Annotated in this window: 18 protein-coding genes and 1 pseudogene; 9 read left to right on the forward strand and 10 right to left on the reverse strand. The window is 72.3% G+C overall.

Features of this window, described 5'->3' with window-relative positions:
• Positions 1 to 2: 2 nt before the first annotated feature.
• The 5 genes from AB0958_RS03800 to AB0958_RS03820 all read right to left on the reverse strand — a co-directional run bounded on the left by AB0958_RS03800 (position 3) and on the right by AB0958_RS03820 (position 5,704).
• Positions 3 to 944 carry a sugar ABC transporter permease gene (locus AB0958_RS03800; protein ID WP_366888671.1) on the reverse strand — a complete coding sequence of 314 codons (942 nt, stop codon included), beginning with the start codon at positions 942 to 944 and terminating at the stop codon, positions 3 to 5.
• Positions 945 to 946: 2 nt separating this feature from the next.
• Complete coding sequence (locus AB0958_RS03805; RefSeq protein WP_366888672.1) at positions 947 to 2,299, reverse strand: ABC transporter substrate-binding protein; 1,353 nt, start codon at positions 2,297 to 2,299, stop codon at positions 947 to 949.
• 56 nt (positions 2,300 to 2,355) lie between these two features.
• Positions 2,356 to 3,567 (reverse strand): ROK family transcriptional regulator, encoded by a 1,212-nt coding sequence (locus tag AB0958_RS03810; protein WP_366888673.1) that lies wholly within the window; start codon positions 3,565 to 3,567, stop codon positions 2,356 to 2,358.
• Between the two features lie 266 nt (positions 3,568 to 3,833).
• Positions 3,834 to 4,469: a Uma2 family endonuclease gene (locus AB0958_RS03815; protein ID WP_366888674.1), complete on the reverse strand. Its 636-nt coding sequence runs from the start codon at positions 4,467 to 4,469 to the stop codon at positions 3,834 to 3,836.
• Between the two features lie 131 nt (positions 4,470 to 4,600).
• Positions 4,601 to 5,704 carry a mechanosensitive ion channel family protein gene (locus AB0958_RS03820; RefSeq protein ID WP_366888675.1) on the reverse strand — a complete coding sequence of 368 codons (1,104 nt, stop codon included), beginning with the start codon at positions 5,702 to 5,704 and terminating at the stop codon, positions 4,601 to 4,603.
• A gap of 326 nt (positions 5,705 to 6,030) precedes the next feature.
• Between AB0958_RS03820 and AB0958_RS03825 the strand changes: the two genes are divergently transcribed.
• On the forward strand, positions 6,031 to 6,567 hold the full coding sequence (locus tag AB0958_RS03825; RefSeq protein ID WP_046734416.1) for an HNH endonuclease: 537 nt from the start codon (positions 6,031 to 6,033) through the stop codon (positions 6,565 to 6,567).
• Between the two features lie 306 nt (positions 6,568 to 6,873).
• Here the strand turns inward: AB0958_RS03825 and AB0958_RS03830 are convergent.
• Positions 6,874 to 7,170 (reverse strand): annotated as a pseudogene (locus tag AB0958_RS03830) (sigma factor); the annotation flags it as partial.
• Positions 7,171 to 7,327: 157 nt separating this feature from the next.
• Between AB0958_RS03830 and AB0958_RS03835 the strand changes: the two are divergent.
• The 3 genes from AB0958_RS03835 (at position 7,328) to AB0958_RS03845 (ending at position 10,044) form a co-directional block, all read left to right on the forward strand.
• Entirely contained in the window at positions 7,328 to 7,537 is a 210-nt protein-coding gene (locus AB0958_RS03835; RefSeq protein ID WP_360513192.1) for a hypothetical protein, read from the forward strand.
• A complete protein-coding gene (gene malQ, locus AB0958_RS03840) occupies positions 7,538 to 9,616 on the forward strand; it encodes a 4-alpha-glucanotransferase (RefSeq protein WP_366888676.1) in 2,079 nt (692 codons plus the stop codon).
• Positions 9,617 to 9,777: 161 nt separating this feature from the next.
• Complete coding sequence (locus AB0958_RS03845; protein WP_358972665.1) at positions 9,778 to 10,044, forward strand: hypothetical protein; 267 nt, start codon at positions 9,778 to 9,780, stop codon at positions 10,042 to 10,044.
• Between the two features lie 105 nt (positions 10,045 to 10,149).
• Here the strand turns inward: AB0958_RS03845 and AB0958_RS03850 are convergent, their stop codons facing one another.
• A complete protein-coding gene (locus tag AB0958_RS03850; protein ID WP_366888677.1) occupies positions 10,150 to 10,749 on the reverse strand; it encodes a TetR family transcriptional regulator in 600 nt (199 codons plus the stop codon).
• Between the two features lie 185 nt (positions 10,750 to 10,934).
• On the opposite strand from AB0958_RS03850, the gene AB0958_RS03855 reads away from it, so the two are divergent.
• Entirely contained in the window at positions 10,935 to 12,368 is a 1,434-nt protein-coding gene (locus tag AB0958_RS03855; protein WP_366888678.1) for an FAD-dependent monooxygenase, read from the forward strand.
• A gap of 16 nt (positions 12,369 to 12,384) precedes the next feature.
• Here AB0958_RS03855 and AB0958_RS03860 read toward each other — a convergent pair whose 3' ends face one another.
• From AB0958_RS03860 to AB0958_RS03870, 3 genes are all read right to left on the reverse strand, one after another.
• Entirely contained in the window at positions 12,385 to 12,840 is a 456-nt protein-coding gene (locus AB0958_RS03860) for a DUF5707 domain-containing protein (RefSeq protein WP_366888679.1), read from the reverse strand.
• 211 nt (positions 12,841 to 13,051) lie between these two features.
• Positions 13,052 to 15,625, reverse strand: coding sequence for an aminopeptidase N (pepN, locus tag AB0958_RS03865; RefSeq protein ID WP_366888680.1), 2,574 nt, complete (start codon positions 15,623 to 15,625; stop codon positions 13,052 to 13,054).
• Positions 15,626 to 15,779: 154 nt separating this feature from the next.
• Positions 15,780 to 16,799 carry an aspartate-semialdehyde dehydrogenase gene (locus tag AB0958_RS03870; RefSeq protein ID WP_366888681.1) on the reverse strand — a complete coding sequence of 340 codons (1,020 nt, stop codon included), beginning with the start codon at positions 16,797 to 16,799 and terminating at the stop codon, positions 15,780 to 15,782.
• A gap of 297 nt (positions 16,800 to 17,096) precedes the next feature.
• On the opposite strand from AB0958_RS03870, the gene AB0958_RS03875 reads away from it, so the two are divergent.
• The 4 genes from AB0958_RS03875 (at position 17,097) to AB0958_RS03890 (ending at position 21,351) form a co-directional block, all read left to right on the forward strand.
• Positions 17,097 to 17,624: a sigma-70 family RNA polymerase sigma factor gene (locus tag AB0958_RS03875; RefSeq protein WP_366888707.1), complete on the forward strand. Its 528-nt coding sequence runs from the start codon at positions 17,097 to 17,099 to the stop codon at positions 17,622 to 17,624.
• A gap of 389 nt (positions 17,625 to 18,013) precedes the next feature.
• The gene (locus AB0958_RS03880; protein WP_366888682.1) at positions 18,014 to 18,724 is read left to right on the forward strand and encodes a hypothetical protein; all 711 of its coding nucleotides are present in this window, start codon (positions 18,014 to 18,016) and stop codon (positions 18,722 to 18,724) included.
• A 139-nt stretch (positions 18,725 to 18,863) separates the two neighbouring features.
• On the forward strand, positions 18,864 to 19,328 hold the full coding sequence (locus AB0958_RS03885) for an NUDIX hydrolase (protein ID WP_366888683.1): 465 nt from the start codon (positions 18,864 to 18,866) through the stop codon (positions 19,326 to 19,328).
• Positions 19,329 to 19,572: 244 nt separating this feature from the next.
• Positions 19,573 to 21,351: a TIGR03767 family metallophosphoesterase gene (locus AB0958_RS03890; RefSeq protein ID WP_366888684.1), complete on the forward strand. Its 1,779-nt coding sequence runs from the start codon at positions 19,573 to 19,575 to the stop codon at positions 21,349 to 21,351.
• The last annotated feature ends 46 nt before the right edge of the window (positions 21,352 to 21,397 follow it).

Consider the following 21,397-nt stretch of genomic DNA (forward strand, 5'->3'; position numbering starts at 1 on the left):
CGTCAGTCACCTGCCTGGATGAGACCGCCCCGGCGCCGCATCAGCAGTGCGGTGAACGCCATGGACAGGGCGAAGAGGACCAGGGCGACGACGCACGCGGAGCCGTAGTCGAAGCGCTGGAAACCGAGGTTGTAGACGAGCTGGGGAAGGGTGAGCGTCGACTTCTCCGGATACCCGGGCTCGAACTGTGTTCCCGCGCCCTGGATGACACCGGAGGCGACCTTCCCGGCGATCAGCGGCTGCGTGTAGTACTGCATCGTCTGGATGACACCCGTGACGACCGCGAACATCACGATCGGCGCGATGTTCGGGAGCGTGACGAACCGGAACCGCTGCCATGCCGACGCGCCGTCCAGCTCCGCCGCCTCGTACTGCTCGGCGGGTACGTCGAGCAGCGCGGCCATGAAGATGACCATCAGGTCGCCGATGCCCCACAGCGCCAGCAGGGTCAGCGCCGGCTTCGACCAGGTGGGGTCGTTGAACCAGCCCGGCGCCGGGATGCCGATCTTCCCCAGGAGCGAGTTGACCGGGCCCGTACCGGGGTTGAGGAGGAACGCGAAGGCCATGGTGGCGGCCACCGGTGGGGCCAGGTAGGGCAGGTAGAAGAGGGTGCGGAAGACTCCCGTACCCGTCTTGATCCTCGTGATGAGCATGCCGACGCCGAGGCCGAAGACGACCCGCAGCGAGACCATCACGACCACGAGCCACAGGGTGTTGCGCATCGCGGGCCAGAAGTAGGGATAGTGCTCGAAGACGTACGTCCAGTTCTTCGTCCCGCTCCACGTCGGCGGTCTGAAACCGTCGTAGTGCATGAACGAGAAGTACACCGTCGAGATCAGCGGATACGCGAAGAAGACCGCGAAGCCGATCAGCCAGGGCGACATGAAGGCGGCCGTACGAAGCGCCGACCGGCGGCGCTTCGACGCGAGGGTGACGGTGCTCATCGCTACTTCGCCTGCGCGATGTCCGTGTCGATCTGCGCGGCGGCCTGCTTCAGGCCCGCCTTCAGGTCGGTGACCTTGCCGCTCTCGTAGTCGTAGCCGAGCTGCTGGACGGTCGTCAGGTAGACGCCGCCGTTGACGGAGGCGGGCGCCGTGGTGGAGTCCGGGTTCGCGGCGATGTCCAGGAACGTCTTGAACCGCGGGTCGTACGTCAGCTTCGACGACTTGAGGGCGGCCAGCGTGGAGGGCACGTTGTGGATGGCGTTGGAGAAGTTCACCACCGCGTCCGTGTCGGTGCTGATGTACTTCACGAACTCCCAGGCCGCGTTCTGCTTCTTGCTGGTGGCGGCGATGCCGGCGATGGTGCCGGTGATGTAGCCCTTGCCGTACTGGGCCGCCTGGTCGTCCGGGACCGGCAGCGGGGCGACACCTATGTCGAACTTCGGCTTCGCGTCCAGCGCCATCCCGAGCCGCCACTCACCGTCGAGCTGCATGGCGACCTGGCCGGTCTGGAAGGGGTGCTTGGGGCCCCACTCGTCGCCCAGGGTGGCCCGGAACCTCTCCAGCTTCTGGTAGCCGCCGAGCTGGTCGACCAGCTGCTTCTGGAGCGTGAACGCCTTCTCGAAGGCCGGGTCCTTCGCCACCTGGGACTTGCCCTTGCTGTCGAAGTACGTCGGCGAGAACTGCCCGAGGTAGTGCTCGGTCGTGGTCTCCCAGCCGTGGTAGTCGGGCATGAAACCGAGCTGCTTGTAGCCGTCGCCCTGAGTGATCGTCAACTTCTTGGCGTCGGTCTCGAATTCCGACCAGGTCTTCGGCGGGCTGGTGATGCCGGCCGCCTTGAACGCCGTCTTGTTGTAGTAGAGCCCGTACGCGTCCCCGAGCAGCGGCACCGAACAGCGGTCGCCCTCGAACTGGGTGTACTCGTTCATCGCCTTCGGGAACGTCGTCTGCGGATCGACGCCCGACTTCTTGAAGAAGGGGTTGAGGTCGACCAGCGCGCCCGAGGAGCAGAACTTGCCCACGTTGTTGGTGGTGAAGGACGAGATGACGTCCGGGGCCTGGTCGCCGCCCGAGCGCAGTGCCTGGTTGATCTTGTCGTCGGTCATGTTGCTGACGACCTTGACGTGGATGTTGGGGTGCGCCTTCTCGAAGCCTGCGATCAGCGCGTCGACCGCCTTCACCTCGTTCGGGGCGCTCCAGGCGTGCCAGAAGTTGATCGTGGTGTTCGCGGAGGCGTCGTCGGAGGCACCGGAGGAGGGCTGCCCGGTGCAGGCGGTGGTGAGCAGGGCCAGCGAACCGGCCAGGACAGTCACGGCGAAAGCCGTCTTTCGGGCGGTCGAGGGTGTGCGTGTGGGCATGACGGGGTCTCCCAGGGGCGGGCGGCGGGACGAGGAAGCGGGGGAACCGGGGGCGGCTAGCGAGAGGTGTCGAAGACCTCGTCGCGGGTGGTCGCGAGCGCGCTCTCCAGCGCGCCGCGCAGCACGGGGTGTTCACGGACGTCGCCGACGACGAGCCGCGGCCGGGCGGCCGCCAGCTCCTCCAGCTCGGCCTGGACGAGGGCGCGCAGCACCTCGCCGCCGGCGGTGAGCACGGTGCCGCTGAGGACGACGAGTTCGGGATCGAGGACGGAGACGAGGGAGGCGAGACCGGTGGCGAGCCGGGTCGCGTAGGTCTTCAGGAGTTCGCGGTACGGTCCGGTGCCGTGGTCGGCGGCACGGGCGACGAGCGCGGCACCGGCCTCGGCACGCGATCCGGTGGGCAGGTCCCCGATGCCGAGTTCCGCGGCGAGTCCGGGCAGCGCCTGGGATCCGGCGAGGGCCTGGTAGCCGCCGCTGTTGGCCTTGGTGACCTGGCGCACCAGCGGGGTGCCGGGCACCGGCAGGAAGCCGACCTCGCCGGCGCCGCCGGTCCAGCCGCGGTGCAGCCGGCCGCCGAGGACCAGGGCGGCGCCGAGGCCCTCCTCGTTCCACAGCAGCACGAAGTCGCCGTGGCCGCGGGCCGCGCCGAGCCGCTGCTCGGCGATGGCGACGAGGTTGACGTCGTTCTCGTACTCGACCGGCATCGGGAGCGCGGCGGCGAGGTCGTCGAGCAGCGCGGGGGAGTGCCAGCCGGGCAGGTGCGAGGCATAGCGCAGGCGGCCGGTGTTCGGGTCGAAGGCGCCCGGGGTGCCGATGACCAGCCGGCGGATGTCGTCCCGGGCCAGCCCGGCCGCCTTCACCGCGCCGTCGAGGGCGTCGGTGACCTGCCGTACGACGGACTGGGCGGAGCGGCGCCCCGGGGTGGGAAGTGCGTACTCGCCGACGGTACGGCCGGTGATGTCGGCGACGGCGGCGCGGATCCGGTCCGGGGTGACGTCGAGTCCCGCGGCGTGGGCGGCGGCCGGGTTCACCGCGTACAGCTGGGCGTTGGGGCCGGGCCGGCCCTCGCTGGTGCCGGTGGCCAGGACCAGCCCGGCCGCCTCCAGGCGGGCCAGCAGCTGGGAGGCGGTCGGCTTGGAGAGGCCGGTGAGCTTGCCGATCCGGGTCCGGGACAGCGGGCCGTGTTCCAGCAGCAGGTCGAGTGCGGCGCGGTCGTTCATGGCGCGCAGCACGCGCGGGGTGCCCGGCGTACCGGCGGTTCCTGCCATGTGGTTCGCCACCTGCCTTTCCAACCGCTCAGTTTCCCAGTGACCAGGGTGATCGTCCAGCCGGGTGACGCGTCCGGACGGCCGCCCTAGATCACTGTTAGGAAAGTTTCCTGTTGGCTGGAAACGTAGGGGGCCGGACGGGGGCCGTCAAGAGACCCTGGGTGCGGCAATCCAGTCGTTACCTGGGCGGGAGGGTCGCGCACATGCGAAAGGCCCGTCCGGGAGCCCGGCGGGCCTTGGGGCACGGGGACCGCGGCGCACTCCGGTCAGTCGGCCAGGAACGGGGCGGTGTCGAGGGTGGGGTAGGGGGGTGGGAGGGGGAGGGGGCGGCCGAGGGTGACTTTCGTTTCGGCGCGGTAGCGACCGGCGGTGAGGTCGTCGCCCGTGGTCTCCGGGTCGTAGAAGCAGTGGGCCGTCCGCTTCCTGCGGTGGATCAGGACGTAGACGGGTACGCCGGCGTTTGCGTAGATCCGGAGCTTGGGGCCGGTGTCCATTTCGTGGTTCGTGGACGTCACCTCGCCCACCAGGGCGACCATGTCGATCGGGTACCAGCCCTTGTGGGACTTGGCGTAGGCCTCGTCCAGGTCCGTGGACCTGCGGCGGCGGACATAGAAGTCGGGTACGAGCAGGGCCTGGGTCCGGCCGTCCTTGTGCGCGGCCCGGAATCCCATGCCGAAGCCTGCCAGCGGGAAGCCCGCGGTGTTGAGTCGGAGGAACAACTGCGCGATGACGTCGCTGTGCTCTTCGTCCGGCTGAGGCGGCACGATGCCCGTCTCCTCGAGGTACTCCGCCCGAATCGGCATCGGCGCGGCCGCCTCTTCGAACGAGATCAACAAGTCGATGGGGTCCACTTGCGGCACGACCGGCTCCATGACCTTCTCCATGATCGGCTCGGCGCTCATCCCTGGTCTCCTCACGCTGATGCCAGGCTAAGCCTGCGCTGGATGCCCCGGCAGAACGATGGGGCACCCGGCGCGCTCTCCGCGCCGGAATGCCCCGCCCCTCACTCGAACGAGTGTGCTGAACCGTTCCGCTACTTCCCGGGTGCCGTCGAGCGCTGCGGCGGTATCGGCGTCGTCGCCGCCACCTGCGGGGAGTCCGCGTCCGCGAACGCGGCCGGGGCCGCCACCGCCGCCGCCGGGTCCGCGGCCTCCTCCTCGGAGAGGGCGGTCGGGGCCCCGCCGACGATCCGGATGTCCGCCGCGTCGAAGGCCCGCTTGATCCGCCAGCGCAGCTCCCGCTCCACGGTCAGCGCCTTGCCCGGCATGGTCTTGGCGGAGAGCCGCACCACCATCGAGTCGATCAGGACGGAGTCCAGGCCGAGGATCTGGATCGGGCTCCACAGCAGCTCGTTCCAAGGCTCCTCCTTGCCCATCTTCTCGGCGACCTCGTCGAGCGTGGCCCGGACCTGGTCCAGCTCCTCGCTGGACCGCAGGGTGACGTCGACCCCGGCGGTGGCCCAGCCCTGCGAGAGGTTGCCGATGCGCTTGACCTCGCCGTTGCGGACGTACCAGATCTCACCGTTGTCGCCGCGCAGCTTGGTCACCCGCAGGCCCACCTCGATCACCTCGCCGGAGGCCACCCCGGCGTCGATCGTGTCGCCGACGCCGTACTGGTCCTCCAGGATCATGAAGACGCCGGACAGGAAGTCCGTGACCAGGTTGCGGGCGCCGAAACCGATCGCGACACCGGCGACACCGGCCGAGGCCAGCAGCGGCGCGAGGTTGATCTGGAAGGCGGACAGCACCGTCAGCGCCGCGGTGCCCAGGATGACGAAGCTCGCCACCGACCGCAGCACGGACCCGATCGCCTGCGACCGCTGACGCCGGCGCTCGGCGTTGACCAGCAGCCCGCCGAGGGTGGTGCCCTCCGCCGACTCGACCGTCCGGTTCATCCGGTCGATGAGCTTGGTGATCGCCCGCAGCACGACCCTTCTGAGCACCACCGCGATCACCAGGATCAGCAGCACCTTCAGACCGATCGCCAGCCAGGTCGACCAGTTCTGCTCGACCCAGCTGGCCGCGTTGGTGGCGCTCTCCTGGGCGTCCTGGAGCGTGGGCACCACCGGGGCCGACGATCCCGAGGGGGACGGCGACGGCGACGTACCGGCGGCCAGTAGGACGGCGGGCAAGGACACGGCGGGTACCTCCAGGCGGTGCGGTACTGCCCTCCGGCACGGCGATCAAGGTCAGGTACGGCGGTTCAAGGTCACGAAAAGGTCACCGGAGGGGCAGGAGCACCACACTAACGGGGCATTGTGTGGAGCCCGGACCGATACGAGAAGGAGAGACCGCGCTCACTCCCGCTTGAACTGGGCGTCCACCGGGGGATGAATGCGGTGTGGTCGAAAACACTCCCAGCCCGTTACGCGGACATGGTGGCGCGGCCACCAGCCCAGAGGGGAGACTGGCCACAGATCGTCCCGGCGCGAGCCACGCGCCGCCGACGCCCAAGGAGGCACCCGTGCCGCATGTCCTGGTCCTCAACGCGTCGTACGAGCCGCTCGGCGTCGTACCGCTCCGCCGCGCGCTCGTCCTCGTCCTGGAGAACAAGGCAGTCGCCTTGGAGGACTCCGGCGCCTATATGCACAGCGCGACCGTCACAGTCCCCGCACCCAGCGTGGTCCGGCTCAAGCGATTCGTACGGGTTCCCTACCGGGGGCCCGTTCCTCTCACCCGAAGGGCGCTCTTCGCCCGCGACGGGGGCCGGTGCATGTACTGCGGTGGCGTCGCAACCAGCGTCGACCACGTCATCCCGCGCAGTCGCGGGGGTCAGCACGTCTGGGACAACGTGGTGGCGTCGTGCCGCCGCTGCAACCACGTCAAGGCCGACCGCCATCTCGTCGAGATCGGCTGGCGGCTGCGGCACAAACCGGCCCCACCCACCGGCCTGGCCTGGCGCATCATCGGCACCGGCCATAGGGACCCGCGCTGGCTGCCGTACTTGCAGCCGTACGGCGCGGACGACGCCCTGGCCCGGATCGACGGCATCTCCGCCTGACGATCCGGGCTTTCGCATCCCCGTGGCCGCCGCCTCAGCCACGGGGCCCTTCGGCACGTGCGCCGCGTACGACGTACAGCGCGCCGCCCACCGCGAAGGCGCCCAGCGCAGCCGCCCAGGCGCCCGGTCGCGACCCCGGTTGCACCGGCCACGCCCACACCGGCACCACGCTTCCGTGCGCCCCCGCCGAACCCAGGTACACCGCACTGACGTACCCGAAGACCGGCAGCCGGCTCAGCCGGGCACCGAGCAGCGCGGCCGCCGCCGCGACCGACCCCGTGCAGCCCAGGGTGCTGCGGACGGCGCCGCCCGTTCCTGTGCCCGTCGGGCGTCCACCAGGCGGCGGGCGGCGATCGTCCACAGCCGGCCGCCGGCCTCCTGCCCGCGGTGTCCGGCGGCCGACCGCCACACGGTGACGAAGGTGTCCTGGAGCACCTCCCGCACCACGTCGGGGTCGGCGCAGCGCCGGGCCGGCCGCGCGTGCAGCCAGCCCGCGTGCCGGTCGTACAGGTCGGCGAGCGCCGCGGCGTCCCCGGCCGCGACGGCCCGCAGCAGCGCCGCGTCGCCGGTCGCCGTACCGTCGTCCTCCCGGTGGCCCCCCATGGGGCGGACCAGTCTCACACCCTCTTCATCGATCACCTGGACGCGGACGGTTCGCGTGGCGGGGGAGGGGCATCGGGAGTGGCCCCGCGGCGACTGGGTAGGCCTGCCCTGAAGCGGCACACGCCGCGCCACCCGACGTGAGGACAAGGAGGCCACCGTGGCCGCAACGGTTCATCATCCGATCCCGGCCCAGTTCAAACCCCCGGTGCAGACCGTGGAGGAACCCTGCTGGTGCGTGTTCAGCGCCGAGGCCGCCCGGGTCCAGGCGCCGCTGACCAGCGAGCCGCCGCTGCCCGACGCCGAGCCCCTCACCAGCGAACCGCCGCTCGCCGACGCCGCCCCCCTGACCAGCGAGCCGGGGTTGTAGATGAGCGAAGCCCTCGGCACTCCCCTCGACGGGGAGCTGTCCCGGCTGGCGGAGCTGCACGGTGTCGCCACCTCCTACAGCCCGTCCCCCGGCCGTACGGTCCCCGCCTCCCCGTCCGCCGTGATCGCGGTGCTCGGCGCCCTGGGCGTCGACGCGAGCGGCCCGCGCGCCGTCCGCGCCGCCCTCGCCGACCGCGAGCGCCACCTCGCCGAACGGCTGCTGCCGCCGACCGCCGTCCACTGGGCCGGCACCGGCGCGATCGACCTCGGCCTGCCCGCGGGCACCCGTGTCGAGGTGCGCACGGAGGACGGGCAGCCGCGCGGCGACATCCGGGACCTGCCGCCCGGGGTGCACGAGGTGACCGCCACCGCGCCCGACGGCCGCACCGCCCGCTGCCATCTCGTCGTCGCCCCCGACCGGCTGCCCACCCCCGCCACCCGCTCGTACGGACTCCTCGTCCAGCTCTACTCGCTGCTCTCCCGGCACTCCTGGGGCATGGGCGACCTCGGCGACCTCGCCGACCTGGCCGACTGGGCCGCACGCACCGCCGGCGCCGGTTTCGTCCAGGTCAACCCGTTGCACGCGGCCGTACCCGGCGCCCCCACCGACCCGTCCCCCTACCGCCCCTCCTCCCGCCGCTTCCCCGACCCGGTCCACCTGCGGCTGGAGTCCGTCCCCGAGTACGAGCGGCAGGACGCCTTCGCGGAACGCGCCCGGCACCTGCGCTCCGCCGTCCTCGACCAGGGCGCCCTCATCGACCGGGACGCGGTGTGGGAGCTGAAGCGCGAGGCGCTGGAGGCGGTGGCCGCCGTACCGCTCGGCCCCGCACGGCAGGCCGCCTACGACGCCTTCCGCACCGAACAGGGCCAGGCCCTGGAGGACCACGCCACCTGGTACGCGCTCGCCGAACGGCACGGCTCCGACTGGCACAGCTGGCCCGCGGCCCTGCGCGACCCCCGCTCGCCCGAGACCGCCCGCGCCCGCACCGAACTCGCCGACCGCGTCGCCTTCCACTCCCGGCTGGCCTGGCTCACCGACACCCAGCTCACCGCCGCCCAGCGCGCCGCCCGCGAGGCCGGGATGCCCGTCGGGATCGTGCACGACCTCGCCGTCGGCGTGCACCCGCAGGGCGCCGACGCCTGGGCGCAGCGCGACTTCTTCGCCGCCGGGATGTCGGTGGGCGCCCCGCCCGACGCCTTCAACGCCCGCGGCCAGGACTGGGGTCTGCCGCCCTGGCGCCCCGACCGTCTGGCCGCCTCCGGGTACGCACCGTACCGGGACCTCCTGCGCGCCCTCTTCCGGTACGCGGGCGCCCTGCGCATCGACCACGTGATGGGCCTGTTCCGGCTGTGGTGGGTCCCGGCGGGCAGCCCGCCCACCGAAGGCACCTACGTCCGCTACGACGCCGAGGCCATGCTCGCCCTGCTGGCCCTGGAGGCGACCCGGGCGGGCGCCGTGGTGATCGGCGAGGACCTGGGGACCGTGGAACCGGGCGTCCGCGAGACGCTCCAGCGACACAAGGTGCTCGGCACGTCCGTCCTCTGGTTCGAACGGGACTGGGACGGCGACGGCCGCCCGCTGCCCCCGGAACGCTGGCGCGCCGACTGCCTCGCCACCGCCACCACCCACGACCTGCCGCCCACCGCCGCCCGCCTCACCGGCGAACACGTCGAACTTCGCGACCGGCTGGGCCTGTCGACCCGTCCGCTGGCTCAGGAACGGGCGGACGCCAAGGCCGACACGGCGGAGTGGCTGGCGCTGCTGATCAGCCTCGGCCTGCTCGCCGGGACCGACGTCGGCGACGAGGAGGCCGAGATCCGGGCCGTGCACCGCTTCCTGCTCCGGACCCCGGCCCGCATGGTCGGCGTCTGGCTCCCGGACGCCGTCGGCGACCGCCGCCCGCAGAACCTCCCCGGCACCTGGGACCAGTATCCGAACTGGCGCCTGCCCATCGCCGACCCGAAGGGCCGCCCGGTGACCCTGGAGGAGCTCCAGGGGTCGGAGCGGGTACGGGCGCTGCTGGAGGTGCTCCGGGAGGCGCTCGGGGAGGACGGCGCCGCCGACGCCGCCGGCGCTTGACGGGGACCGGTTCGGCAGGCGCCTCGGGGACGCCTCGGGGGACCGCTTCAGGGCGCGGTGACGGGCGGCGGCGGGTCCCGGGGCGGTCGGCACGGCGCCAGGAGCCGGCTAGGGGGACCCCGGGCGCGCGTCCCCGAAGGGGGCCAGCTAACTTGGGGACCGTGGACAAGAAGAACGCCCTGCGCGCCGGCGCCCTGGCTGCCGGTACGACGCTGATGATGCTGCTCATGTCGTCCCCTGCCCTCGCGCTCACGCGTGACGACGGCGACGACCCCGGCAAGGGCCTGAGCGTCATCGAGACGCTGGGCCTCTACGTCCTGACCCCGCTCGTGCTGTTCGGGATCATCGCCGGCCTGGTGATGGTGCTGGACAAGTCCACGGTCCGGGTCGTCAAGCCCGGCTCGACGAAGGCCAAGGCGAAGGTCTGACCTCCGCCGCACCACTTCTCCGCTTCTTCACCGAGGGCGCCGGTCGCCCTCCGTACGGACCGCGACGGGGCGTACGGGGGCCGACCGGCGCCCTCGGCGCGTTCCTCAGGGGCTCGGCGCGGTCAGATACCGCTGCACGGCCGGCCCGAGCCACGCCAGGATCTCCGACCGGTCGAGCTCCACGACCGGGGGCAGCCGCAGCACGTAGCGGGTGAGGGCGAGCCCCAGCAGCTGCGCGGCGCACAGCCCCGCCCGCGTCCACACCTGCTCCGGGTCCGGGCACACCCGCTGGGCCACCGGCACCACCTGCTCCCGGAAGATGCCCTGCAGCCGCTCGGCCCCCGCCTTGTTGGTGACGCCGACCCGCAGCACGGCGGTGAGTTCCTCGTTCGCCTCCCAGAGGGTCAGGAAGTGGCCCACCAGCGCGTCCCCGACCTCGTCGCGCGGCACCCCGGAGAGGTCCGGCATCCGCAGGTCGAGCGTGACGGCCGCGGCGAACAGGCCGTCCTTGTTGCCGAAGTACCGCATGACCATGGAGGGGTCGATGCGCGCGTCCCTGGCGATGGCGCGGATGGTGGCGCGCTCGTAGCCGTCGGTGGCGAAGCGCTCGCGCGCGGCGGCCAGGATCGCGGAGCGGCTGGCGTCGGAGCGGCGCGTCGGCGGGCCGCTCGCGGGTGCTGTGCTTCTACTGGGAGTGCCGGTCATGCCAACGAGCGTAGGCCAACATCTGTGGGCCAACAAGTGTTGACCCCGTTCGCGGGCTCGGCCTAGGCTTGCCAACAAGCGTTGACCAACCCTCGCGGGCCAACCCTCGCGGGCCAACGCCCGTAGGCCAACGCCCGTAGGTCCACAAGCGTGGGCCCACAAGCGTCGGCATCAAGGAGGCCCCCATGCACGGCACCAGTGGCACCCCTCGCGTGATCGTCGTCGGCTCCGGCCCCACCGGCCTCCTCCTGGCCGGTGACCTCGCCACCGCCGGCGTCCCGGTCACCCTCCTCGAAAAGCGCCCCCACGGCATCAGCAACCTCTCCCGCGCCTTCGTCCTGCACGCCCGCGCCCTGGAGCAGCTCGACGCCCGCGCCGTCGCCGACGAACTGGAGGCCGTCGGCCGCCCCCTCACCCGCCTGAACCTCTTCGACGGCCTCACCCTCGACCTCGGCACCCTCCCCTCCCGCTTCGCCCACGTCCTCGTCCTCCCGCAGTACGAGGTCGAGAAGGTGCTGGAGCGCCGGGCGGTGGCGGCGGGCGTCGACTTCCGTCACGAGTCCCAGGTGACCGGGCTGACGCAGGACGCCGACGGGGTCACCGTGCACGTCGAGGGCGCCGACAGCCTGCGCGCCGCGTACGTCGTCGGTGCCGACGGGATGCGCAGCGCGGTGCGGGAGGCGGTAGGGCTGCCGTTCCCGGGGCGGTCGGCGATCCGGTCCGTCGTCCTCGCCGACGTGCTGCTCGCCGAGCGGCCCGAGACGGTGCTCACGGCCGGCGCGGTGGGCGACGCGTTCGCGTTCCTCGCGCCCTTCGGCGACGGCTACCACCGGGTCATCTGCTGGCACCGCGGCCGCGACGTCCCCGACCACGAGCCGGTCGGCCTCGACGAGATCAAGGAGATCACCAGGCTGGCGCTGGGCCGGGACTACGGGATGCACGACCCCCGCTGGATGTCCCGCTTCCACAGCGACGAGCGCCAGGTACCCCGGTACCGGGTCGGCCGGGTCTTCCTGGCGGGCGACGCCGCGCACGTGCACACCCCGGCGGGCGGCCAGGGCATGAACACCGGCCTCCAGGACGCGGCCAACCTGAGCTGGAAGCTCGCCGCCGTCCTGCACGGCCACGCGGCCCCCGGCCTGCTCGACACCTACCAGAGCGAACGCCACCCCGTCGGCAGGACGGTCCTGCGCAGCAGCGGCGCGATCGTCCGGCTCGCGATGGCCAAGGGCTGGCAGCTGCCGGTGCGCGCCGCGCTCACGACCGCCCTGAGCCACCTCGCCCCGGCCCGCCGCCGGGCGATCGGCCAGGTCACCGGCATCGGCTACCGGTACCCGGCGCCGCGGGGCGCCCACCCCCTCACCGGCGCCCGCGTCCCCGACCTCGCGCTGGCCGGCGGCGGGCGTCTGTACGAGGCCCTGCGCGGCGGCCGGTTCGTGCTGGTCACCCCGGGTTCGTACGACGTGGACCCGGCGCGCGCCGACCGCCTGGCCGCCGCCCGCTGGCGGAGCGACCACCGGACGACCCTCCTGGTGCGCCCCGACGGGTACGCGGCCTGGGCGGCCGAGGACGCGGGGCAGGCGGCCATCGAGAGGGCGCTGGCCGCCCACGTGGGCTGAGCAGGTTCCGCCCGGCTCAGGCGACGGTGAAGTCGGCGGCCTTGGTGTCGAAGGCGGTGTGGCCGTCCTTCGCCGTGGCGAGCACCGCGATGTGCCAGGCGCCGTGCGCGGAGGACGCGTCGGCGGCGGACACCGGCGTCCGGTACACGCAGCGGACGGTGTGACCGCGGGCCGGCGTGCAGGTCGCCGACTCCACGGCGGCCATCTCCTCGGCGGTCGGCTGCTTCTTCGCGAACCCGGACCGCTCCGGCCAGGCCAGCACCTTCAGGCCGCTGACCCCGGAGGGCGCGCTGACCTCGGTGGTGAAGAAGAGCGAGCCGTCCCGGCCGCTACTGGGAGCGGTGTAGTGGACGGCGCTGTGCGCCAGGGCGGGCACGGGGTCCCGGTCGCCGGCGTAGGCGAGGGCGAAGGCCCCGGCTCCCGCGAGCACGACGGCACCGGCGACGACGGACAGGGCGATACGACGGGACATGGCGAGTTCTCCGTGACTGGCTCGGGCCGGCCCGGACTGTCCGGGCCGAACGGATCCGGCGCTCGCTGCCGCGCCGTTGCGTCGATCCTCGCAACGGGCGGCCGCCCCGGACGTGAGCACGGATACTCAACCCGCCCTGGGTGATGCGTACTTCACGAGTGAGGCGGGGCACCCGGTGGTGTCACCACCGGGTGCCCCGCCGATGTGCCGCCTACTGCGCGGCCGCGTCCGCCGCCTGGGCCTTCAGGGCGCGCTCGACGCCCGCGCGGGACTCCGAGACCAGCCGGGCCAGGGCCGCGTTCGGCTGGGCCGAGGCCAGCCAGGCGTCGGTCTTGGCGAGGGTCTCCTGGGAGACCTGGAGGGCCGGGTAGAGACCGATCGCGATCTGCTGGGCGATCTCGTGCGAGCGGGAGTCCCACACCGACTTCAGGATCTCGAAGTACTTGTCGGTGTACGGGGCCAGCAGCTCACGCTGGTCGGTCTGGACGAAGCCGTTGATCACCGCCTCCTGGACGGCGTTCGGCAGCTTGTCGGAGTCGATGACCGACGCCCACGCCTCGGCCTTCGCCTCCTCGGTCGGCCGGGCGGCGCGGGCGGTGGCCGCGTGGCGCTCGCCGGCGGCGGTCCGGTCCCGCTCGTACTCGGCCGCGATGTCCTCCTCGTCGAAGTGGCCGACGGCCGCCAGCCGCTCCACGAACGCCCAGCGCAGCTCCGTGTCGACGGCCAGGCCCTCGATCGTCGTCGCCCCGTCCAGCAGGGCGTCGAGCAGGTCCACCTGCTCCGGCGTCCGGGCGGTGGCCGCGAACGCGCGGGCCCAGGCCAGCTGGTGGTCGCTGCCCGGCGCGGCGGACCGCAGGTGGGCCAGGGTGGCGTCGGTCCAGCGGGTGAGCAGGGCCTCGCGGGCGGTCGGGTCGGCGTACAGCTCGACGGCCAGTTTCACCTGCCGGTGCAGCGACTGGACGACACCGATGTCGGACTCCTTGCCGATGCCCGACAGCACGAGGGACAGGTAGTCACGGGCGGGCAGTTCGGCGTCCCGGGTCATGTCCCAGGCGGACGCCCAGCACAGCGCGCGGGGCAGCGAGGACTCGAAGTCGCCGAGGTGCTCGGTGACGACACGCAGGGACTCCTCGTCGAGGCGGACCTTGGCGTACGACAGGTCGTCGTCGTTGAGCAGGAACACCGCGGGCCGACGCCGGCCGGCCAGCTGCGGTACGGGGGTCAGCTCGCCGTCCACGTCCAGCTCGACGCGGTCCTCGCGGACCAGCTTGCCGGTCTCCTCGTCGAGTTCGTACAGCCCGATCGCGATCCGGTGCGGACGCAGCGTCGGCTCTCCCTTGGCGCCGGCCGGCAGCGCCGGGGCCTCCTGGCGGACGGCGAACGAGGTGACGACACCGTCGGCGTCCGTCTCGACCTCCGGGCGCAGGACGTTGATCCCGGCCGTCTGGAGCCACTTGCGCGACCAGGTGCTCAGGTCGCGCCCGGAGGTCTCCTCCAGGGCGCCCAGCAGGTCGGACAGGCGCGTGTTGCCGTACGCGTGCCGCTTGAAGTACGCCTGCACGCCCTGGAAGAACTCGTCCATGCCGACGTAGGCGACGAGCTGCTTGAGGACGGAGGCGCCCTTGGCGTACGTGATGCCGTCGAAGTTCACCAGGACGTCGTCGAGGTCCCGGATCTCGGCCATGATCGGGTGCGTGGAGGGCAGCTGGTCCTGCCGGTAGGCCCAGGTCTTCATGGAGTTGGCGAAGGTGGTCCACGAGTGCGGCCAGCGCGACTCGGGCGCGTACGCCTGGCAGGCGATGGACGTGTAGGTGGCGAACGACTCGTTCAGCCACAGGTCGTTCCACCACTCCATGGTGACCAGGTCGCCGAACCACATGTGGGCCAGCTCGTGCAGGATGGTCTCGGCACGCGTCTCGTACGCCGCGTCGGTCACCTTGGACCGGAAGACGTACTGGTCGCGGATGGTCACCGCGCCCGCGTTCTCCATCGCGCCCGCGTTGAACTCCGGTACGAACAGCTGGTCGTACTTCTTGAAGGGGTACGCGTAGTCGAACTTCTCCTGGAACCAGTCGAAGCCCTGCCGGGTCACCTCGAAGATCGCGTCCGAGTCGAGGAACTCGGCCAGCGACGGACGGCAGTAGATGCCCAGCGGCACGCTCTGCCCGTCCTTCTCGTACACGCTGTGCACCGAGTGGTACGGGCCGACGATCAGCGCCGTGATGTACGACGAGATGCGCGGCGTCGGCTCGAAGACCCAGGTGTCGTCCTTGGGCTCGGGCGTCGGCGAGTTGGAGATCACGGTCCAGCCGGCCGGCGCCTTCACGGTGAACTGGAAGGTCGCCTTCAGGTCCGGCTGCTCGAAGGAGGCGAAGACCCGGCGGGCGTCCGGCACCTCGAACTGGGTGTAGAGGTACGCCTGCTCGTCGACCGGGTCGACGAACCGGTGCAGGCCCTCACCCGTGTTGGTGTACGCGCAGTCCGCGACCACCCGCAGGATGTTGCGGCCCTCCAGCAGGCCCGGCAGAGCGATCCGGGAGTCCGCGAAGACCTCCGCCGGGTCGAGGGCGTCACCGTTGAGGGTGACCTCGTGGACCGCCGGGGCCACCAGGTCGATGAAGGAAGCGGCGCCGCTCTCGGCGACGTCGAAGCGCACCGTGGTCACGGACCTGTAGGTTCCGCCCTCCTGCGCGCCGGAGAGGTCGAGATCGATCTCGTACGAGTCAACGGTGAGCAGCTTCGCCCGCTGCTGCGCCTCTTCGCGAGTCAGGTTTGTGCCAGGCACGCGGTCATCTCCTCGTTATGTGTGGGTTGCGCCATCCTTCCACGGGACAGTGCCCGCGGCGTCGAGGGAAAACCCGAGAGATGCCCGTCAGCGCCTCGCCGAGCACGGTGCCGCAGCCGCACGACGGCCGGCCGCGGCACCCTTTCGGGCGGTCCTACCGCCCGGACAGCTCCGCCGCCACCAGCTCCGCGATCTGCACGGCGTTCAGCGCGGCCCCCTTGCGGAGGTTGTCGTTGGAGACGAACAGCGCGAGTCCGTTCTCCACGGTCTCGTCGCGGCGGATCCGGCCCACGTACGAGGGGTCCCGGCCGGCGGCCTGCAACGGGGTCGGGATGTCGGACAGCTCGACACCGGGCGCGTCGGACAGCAGCTCGGTCGCCCGCTCCGGCGAGATCGGCCGGGTGAACCGCGCGTTGATCTGGAGGGAGTGCCCGGAGAAGACCGGGACGCGTACACAGGTGCCGGAGACCTTCAGCTCCGGGAGCTCCAGGATCTTGCGGGACTCGTTGCGCAGCTTCTGCTCCTCGTCGGTCTCGTTCAGACCGTCGTCGACGAGGTTGCCGGCGAAGGGCAGCACGTTGAAGGCGATGGGACGCTTGTAGACCTGCGGCTCGGGGAAGTCGACCGCCGCGCCGTCGTGCGTCAGCTTCTCCGCGTCGGCGGCCACCTTCTGCACCTGGCCGTGCAGCTCGGCGACGCCCGCGAGACCGGAGCCGGACACCGCCTGGTAGGTGGTGGCGACCAGCGCCTCCAGGCCCGCCTCCTGGTCCAGCACCTTCAGGACCGGCATCGCGGCCATCGTGGTGCAGTTCGGGTTGGCGATGATGCCCTTGGGGCGGTCCGCGACCGCGTGCGGGTTGACCTCGGAGACGACCAGCGGGACCTCGGGGTCCTTGCGCCAGGCGGAGGAGTTGTCGATCACGACGGCGCCCTGCGCGGCGACCTTCTCGGCCAGCGCCTTCGAGGTGGCCCCGCCCGCGGAGAACAGCACGATGTCGAGGCCGGTGTAGTCGGCGGTCGCCGCGTCCTCCACCGTCACACCGTCGAGCACGGTACCGGCGGAGCGGGCCGAGGCGAACAGGCGCAGCTCGGTCACCGGGAAGGCGCGCTCCGTGAGGATCCTGCGCATGACCGTGCCGACCTGACCGGTGGCTCCGACGATTCCGACCCTCACGGTGACTCCCTTTGAATGCGGTGACGTGTGTCTGCGGCCTTTCCATCATGCGGCCGACCCGGGTCAGCCTGTCCAATTCTTTGCGCGCCATGCCCGCCGAGCGGACCACCCGGCCCGTGGAACTCCCGCTCGCACCCGCGCTGAGCTGCAGAAATTACCTCCACGTGGCCGACGTGCCGCAAGCTGTGCTGCGCCACGCGGGGGTGTGACGTACGCCTCGGAAAAGAAATCCGCGGTCCGTCCGAACGTTTCCGGGGGCCGTGGCGTCGTAGGGGAAACGCGGTGAGGGGGTGGGTTGTGCTGCGCGGAAGGACCCGGCGCGTCCAGGGGGGTCGGCACGGTGATCCCCTGGACGCGGACCAGGAACGCCGGGTGCGGGCGGTGCTCGCGCTGGGCGGGGTGCCGCAGGCGGACCTGCCGGACGGGGTACAGCAGGTACGGCTGCGGTTGCTGGAGCGGGCCGCGGGCGGTCAGGAGGCACCACGGGACGTCTCGGCGTGGGCAGCGGTGGTCGCCTCCAACCTCGCCATGGACTGGCATCGCGCCAAGCGCCGCCAGGAACGCCTCGGGGAGCGGCTGGCGGCCCTCCGCCCGCCCGACCCCGCCGTGGGGGAGGACAGCGGCGTGCTGTCCGTCGCCGTCGCCCGCGGCCTGGACGAACTCCCGGACGCCCAGCGCCAGATCCTCGTCCTGCGCTTCTACGCCGACCTGCCGGTCCGCGGGATAGCCGAGGCGCTCGGCATCCCCGAGGGCACGGTCAAGAGCCGGCTGCACACGGCGGTACGGGCCCTGCGCGCCCGCCTGCACGAGGACGAGGTGGTGTGACCATGCCCGCCGAACACGACGGCCCGGAACGACACGAGGCCCACCCCCAGGGCACCGGCCCCGACGACACCGCACCCCGAAACCGGAACCGCGACCGGTACACCGGCGACGGCAACCGGAACAGGGAGGACGACCGCGACCGGGACCGGAATGAAGGCGGCGCTGGCCGGGACCGGTGTGACGGGGACAGGTACGCCGGGCGTGGCGACCGGGACCGGGTGGGCGACGGTGATCGGGACGAAGGCGGCGCTGGCCGGGACCGGTGTGACGGGGACAGGTACGCCGGGCGTGGCGACCGGGACCGGGTGGGCGACGGTGATCGGGGTGAAGGTGGCGACGGTGGTGGTCGGGGTGACGGGGAGCCGGACGGTGGGCGGGGTGAGCCGGGGGTGGAGGGGGACGCACTGTTCGCCGTTCTTCTGGACGAGCCGCTCACCGAGGCTCAGCGTGCCGATCCCGGCTTCCTGGCCGAGTACCGTGCCGCCGCCGCCGATGTGGCCCTCCTGCGCGCGCAGCTCGGCATCGTGGGCGACGCCCTCGCCGGGCCGCCGCCCGCCCAGGTGCGGGCACGCCCGGCCGGGCGCCGCCGTCCCCTGCACCACCCCGGCGTCCGCGCCCTCGGTCTCGCCGGTGCCCTCGCCGCCGCGTTCGCCTCGGCCGTGTTCGGCATCGGCTGGCTCGCGGCGAGCGGCGGCTCGGGCGCGATGTCGAACGGGGCCAGTGACAGGGCGGCGGGCAGCGCGTCCGGCCCGGCGAGCCCGGAGCACACCACCGGCCCCGGCTACCTCGCCTGCGCCCGCCTGGTCGTCGAGGGCACGGTGACCGGAGTCCGGCACCTGTCGGGCTCCGGCGAGGACCGCGTCACCCTGCGCGTGACCCGCGCCTACAAACCGGCGCGGACCGCCGCGGAGGTGGAGTTCCTCTTTGGGTCCGGCACCGACGCCCGGGTCCGCACCGGCGCCCGCCTGCTGGTCGGCATCACGGAGGGGCGGCAGGTGCCCGACCGGTACGCGGTCGGGGAGGCGGAGATCGCGCCGGAGCGGTCCTGGATCGTCCGCGACCTGCCCGCGTCGCGGACCATGACCTGCCAGGACGGCTGAGGCGCGGGGCACCCCGCCGGGACGCCCCGCCGGGAAACCCCGGTCCCGCGCGGGAAACCCCGGTCCCGCGCGGGAAACCACCCCGGTCCCGCGCGGGAAACCAGTGGCCGGCGCAGGCTCCACGCCCTACCGTGCCGACGTGCGCGAGAAGCTCAGGGTGGCGGCCTACGCCGTGTGCGTCCGTGACGGACAGATCCTGCTCGCCCGGTCACCCGCCGCCGACGGCACCCCCGAATGGGTGCTGCCCGGCGGCGGCATGGACCACGGCGAGGACCCCTACGACACCGTCCGCAGAGAACTCATGGAGGAGACCGGCTACCGCATCGAGGTGACCGGCCTGCTCGGCATCGACTCCTTCCACCAGCGCTTCGCCCCCGGCACCCTGCTGTCCCGCGCCACCGACCACCACGGCGTGCGGATCATCTACAGCGGTGAGATCGTCGGCGGCGAGCTCACGAACGAGGTGAACGGCTCCACCGACATGGCCGCCTGGCACGACCTGGACGCCGTACCGGACCTGAGGCACATCCGGCTGGTCGACGTGGCCCTGCGGCTGTGGCGGGAGAGGCCGGCGGCGGGCCGGTTCGCGGAAGAGCAGTCGTGAGCGCCGGAGCCCGTCCCCTACCCCGGCAGATGAACACCGAGTAGCCGGGCCCCGGCCACCCGCGATCCGGCCCATGTCCGGTCCCCACCCCTCCTGATCCACGTACGGTGATCGGCGCTGCGCGTTGCCGCCGTGTTCACGCGCAGGTCATTCCCGGTGCCAACGATCCACAGTGAGCGGGAAGTTCGCGGAAGCGATCGCCCGCGACCACTGCCGACGCGTTCGTACTCGGGGAGATCGCGCCATGTCGCGCATACGCTCTGTCGCCACCTCCGCGGCCCACAAGGGCCGCGAGGCACTGGAGATCAACCGCCGTACCGTCCTCGCCGCCGCCGGAGCCGTCTCGCTCTCCGCGGGCGTCGGCCTCGCCCTGCACCCCACCGACAGCGCGGCCCGCCCCGCCGTCACCGACGACCAGCAGCCGGTCGCCGAGGGCCGCAAGGCCGCCGCGGCGCCCCTCGCGCCGTACACCAAGGGCACCACGCTCGCCTCCGTCGCCGCGCCCCGCAACAGCTCCGGCTACCGGCGGCTCGGAGACGGCGCCGGCTGGTCGCGGGTGGTGCGCTCCGACCTCGCCGCCGCCAGGAGCGGCCGGGCCGGCCGCCGTACCGCACTGGCCGCGTTCGTGCAGTTCACCGACCTGCACCTGATGGACGTCCAGCACCCGCTGCGCCTCGAGTACCTGCGCGCCCACGACCGGCACGCCTGGCGCCCGCACGAGGCGCTCACCGTGCCCGGCGCGATCTCGCTGGTGGAGCGGGTCAACGCGCTGCGCGGCGCCCCGGTCACCGGCTCCCCGCTGCACTTCGTGATGACGACCGGCGACAACACCGACAACAACGCCCACTCCGAACTGGAGTGGTTCATGAAGGTGATGAGCGGCGGCCGGATGACCCCCAACAGCGGGGACCCCCGGCACTACGAGGGGGTGCAGAACTCCGGTCTGAAGATGTACTGGCAGGCCGGCTCCACCGTCCGCGACTCCGACAAGGCGGCCGGCTTCCCGCATCTCGCGGGCTTCCTCGCCGCCGCGATCCGCGAGGTGAAGAGCCCCGGCCTCAACCTGCCCTGGTACTCCACGGTCGGCAACCACGACGCCCTGCCGCTCGGCTGCTTCGGCTCGCACGCCGACCCGTACCTCGCGGAGGCGGCCATCGGCGGCAGGAAGCTGATGACGGCGACCGACGCCGAGGCCAAGAAGCTCCAGGACTCCATCCGCACGGCACAGGACCCCAAGGGCAGCGGCTACCGCGACTTCCTGAAGGCCCACGCCAGGTCGGCGCGGTCGGTGACGCCGGACGAGAAGCGCGCCCCGTACACCTCCGCGGACTACCTCAAGGCCCATCTGGACCCCGCCTACCAGGGGGTCGGCCCGGTCGGGCACGGCTACTCCTCCGCGAACCTCGCTGCGGGCACCCAGTACTACGCCTTCCGCATCTCCGAGGACGTCATCGGCATCAGCCTGGACACGACGGACGCCGGCGGCCACTACGACGGTTCCATCGGGACGACCCAGCTGACCTGGCTGGAGCGGACGCTCACGGAGAACAAGGACTCCTACGCGGTCGTCTTCAGCCACCACACCAGCCAGACGATGACCAACACCCGCCCCGACCCGGCCCACCCGGGCGACCGCCGCCACACCGGCGCCGAGCTGGTCACCCTGCTCAACCGCCACGCCAACGTGGTGGCCTGGGTCAACGGCCACATCCACCGCAACCTCATCACCCCGCACAAGGCGTCGAACGGCAACTCCTTCTGGGAGGTCACCACCGCCTCGCACGTGGACTACCCGCAGCTCGCCCGGGTCGTCGAGCTGGTGGACAACAAGGACGGCACGGTCTCGCTGTTCACCACGCTGATCGAGTCGGCGGCCCCGCACCGCACCGACTTCACCGACCTCTCCCAGACCGGCCTCGCCGCCCTCTACCGCGAGCTGGCCTTCAACGCCCCCGGCTCCAGCAAGGTCCTCGGCGGCGCCGCGGCGGACCGCAACACCGAGCTGGTGATCAAGAAGGGCTGACACCGTCGTACGTTCCGGCGCCGCGCTTGCCGATTCTTTGCCGACG

Origin of the sequence: Streptomyces sp. NPDC006655 (assembly GCF_040703965.1) — a bacterium.
GTDB lineage: Bacteria > Actinomycetota > Actinomycetes > Streptomycetales > Streptomycetaceae > Streptomyces.

What these genes read in the sequence shown, in the direction of transcription:
- AB0958_RS03810 (WP_366888673.1), bottom strand. Translation starts at nt 3,567, where the DNA reads ATGGCAGGAACCGCCGGTACGCCGGGCACCCCGCGCGTGCTGCGCGCC.
- AB0958_RS03855 (WP_366888678.1), top strand. Translation starts at nt 10,935, where the DNA reads ATGCACGGCACCAGTGGCACCCCTCGCGTGATCGTCGTCGGCTCCGGC.
- AB0958_RS03860 (WP_366888679.1), bottom strand. Translation starts at nt 12,840, where the DNA reads ATGTCCCGTCGTATCGCCCTGTCCGTCGTCGCCGGTGCCGTCGTGCTC.
- AB0958_RS03815 (WP_366888674.1), bottom strand. Translation starts at nt 4,469, where the DNA reads ATGAGCGCCGAGCCGATCATGGAGAAGGTCATGGAGCCGGTCGTGCCG.
- AB0958_RS03805 (WP_366888672.1), bottom strand. Translation starts at nt 2,299, where the DNA reads ATGCCCACACGCACACCCTCGACCGCCCGAAAGACGGCTTTCGCCGTG.
- malQ (WP_366888676.1), top strand. Translation starts at nt 7,538, where the DNA reads ATGAGCGAAGCCCTCGGCACTCCCCTCGACGGGGAGCTGTCCCGGCTG.
- AB0958_RS03850 (WP_366888677.1), bottom strand. Translation starts at nt 10,749, where the DNA reads ATGACCGGCACTCCCAGTAGAAGCACAGCACCCGCGAGCGGCCCGCCG.
- AB0958_RS03890 (WP_366888684.1), top strand. Translation starts at nt 19,573, where the DNA reads ATGTCGCGCATACGCTCTGTCGCCACCTCCGCGGCCCACAAGGGCCGC.
- AB0958_RS03800 (WP_366888671.1), bottom strand. Translation starts at nt 944, where the DNA reads ATGAGCACCGTCACCCTCGCGTCGAAGCGCCGCCGGTCGGCGCTTCGT.